This is a genomic window from Dietzia sp. UBA5065, assembly GCA_002415925.1.
Lineage (GTDB): Bacteria > Actinomycetota > Actinomycetes > Mycobacteriales > Mycobacteriaceae > Dietzia.
In genome coordinates this window covers 44,240-46,141 of record DIAZ01000186.1, presented here as the reverse complement: position 1 = coordinate 46,141, position 1,902 = coordinate 44,240, and the positions used below count along the sequence as shown (strand labels likewise).

Sequence of the window (1,902 nt, the reverse complement as noted above, 5' to 3'; positions counted from 1 at the left end):
CGTCCCGACGTGCTCGACCCGGCGTTGCTCCGTCCCGGGCGCTTCGACCGCCAGGTCCCGGTGACCAACCCGGACCTGCGCGGCCGGGAGGCCATCCTCGCCGTGCACGCGGTGGGCAAGCCGCTGGCCGCGGACGTCGACATGACGGCGCTCGCCCGCCGCACGATCGGCATGTCGGGCGCCGACCTGGCCAACGTGCTCAACGAGGGTGCGCTACTCGCGGCCCGCATCGGTCGGGACGAGATCTCGATCGACATCCTCGAGGAGGCCACGGACCGCGTGGTGGGCGGCCCGCGCCGCAAGCACCGCGTGATCAGCGAGCACGAGAAGAAGGTCACCGCGTACCACGAGTCCGGGCACGCCCTGGCCGCGTGGGCGATGGAGGACCTCGAGCGGGTGCACAAGGTCACCATCCTGGCCCGGGGCCGCACCGGCGGGCACGCGCTCGTCGTCCCGGAGGACGACAAGTCGCTGATGACCCGCGCGGACATGATCGCCCGGATCGTCATGGCCATGGGCGGGCGTGCAGCCGAGGAGTACATCTTCGGCGAGCCGACGTCCGGCGCGAGCTCGGACATCGAGCAGGCCACCCGCATCGCCCGGGCGATGGTCGCCGAGTACGGGATGAGCGCCAAGCTCGGGGCGGTCAAGTACGGCAACGAGGGCGGGGACCCGTTCCTCGGTCGGGGAGGCGGGGCGGGCGCGGACTACTCCCCCGAGATCGCCAAGACCATCGACGACGAGGTGCGCCGCATCATCGACGCCGCGCACACCGAGGCGTGGCGGGTCCTCGAGGCCAACCGCGAGATCCTCGACGCGGTCGCCGGTGAGCTGCTGGAGAAGGAGACCCTCCGGCAGGACGACCTCGCGCGGCTCTTCGCGGACGTCGTCAAGCGGCCGAGGCTCACCGAGTTCGACGACTTCGGCGGGCGTGTCCCGTCCACGGAACCGCCCATCAAGACCCCCGGTGAGCTGGCCAAGGAGCGCGGGGAGCCCTGGCCGCCGCCGGTGACCGACCCGTTCGCCATGCCGGTCCTGCCGTCGGGCCGCGAGCCCGGCGGCGTCGACGCGGGGGATGTGAACGGAACCGATCCCGCCCCGGGCGGGATGACCGGGACCGGCAGGGGGGCGCAGCGCGGACAAGTCCCTGCGGGGTCGCTGCCGACCGGGATCCCGGCCTACGGCACCCCGCCGCCCCCGGGCTGGTCGGCGCCGGGCTGGCCCCCGCGCGGCACGGCGCCCGTCGGGGGCGGGGTCCCGGACGGCGGCCCGGCCCCGGACGGCGGGAACGGGCCGACTGGCGCCGAGACCACCAGGCTCCCGGCCGCCCCCGGGCCCCGGGAATCCCCCGGCGGGGCGCCCGGCGAGGGGTCCGGCGAGGACGACCCCCGGTCCGATCCGCCGGTCGGGTCCGCCGGGTCCACGCGGGCGTGGTCGGCGGTGGACGGGAACGGCCGCCGGAGTGGCTCCCGTCGCCGGGAGGACAAGGACCCCGGCTGGCGTGCCCCGTGGGAACGCGAAGACTGACCCCTCGGTCGGTTCCGTGCGAGAAGAGGACTGATGACGACTCCTGATCACATACCCGCCGCCGACGCCGTGTCGGTCACCACGGGCCGCGTCTTCGACGCCGACCGCGCCGAGGCCGCGGTGCGCGAGTTGCTGATGGCCGTGGGCGAGGACCCGGACCGTGAGGGGTTGCGGGACACCCCGGCGCGCGTCACCCGGGCCTACCGCGAGGTCTTCGCGGGCCTGTACACCGATCCCGCGGCGGTGCTGTCGAAGACCTTCAACGAGGATCACCGTGAGCTGGTGCTGGTGCGGGACATCCCCATCTACTCGACCTGCGAGCACCACCTGGTCCCGTTCCACGGGGTCGCGCACATCGGGTACATCCCGGGTCGG

At 74.3% G+C, this 1,902-nt stretch carries 1 protein-coding gene and 1 pseudogene; both read left to right on the top strand.

Annotated elements, in window-relative coordinates:
• Positions 1-1,527: pseudogene (locus tag B4M60_RS15525) on the top strand (cell division protein FtsH); the annotation flags it as partial.
• 33 nt (positions 1,528-1,560) lie between these two features.
• Positions 1,561-1,902 (top strand): GTP cyclohydrolase I (gene folE / locus B4M60_RS15520; protein WP_291086113.1); only part of this gene is annotated, 342 nt, incomplete at its 3' end.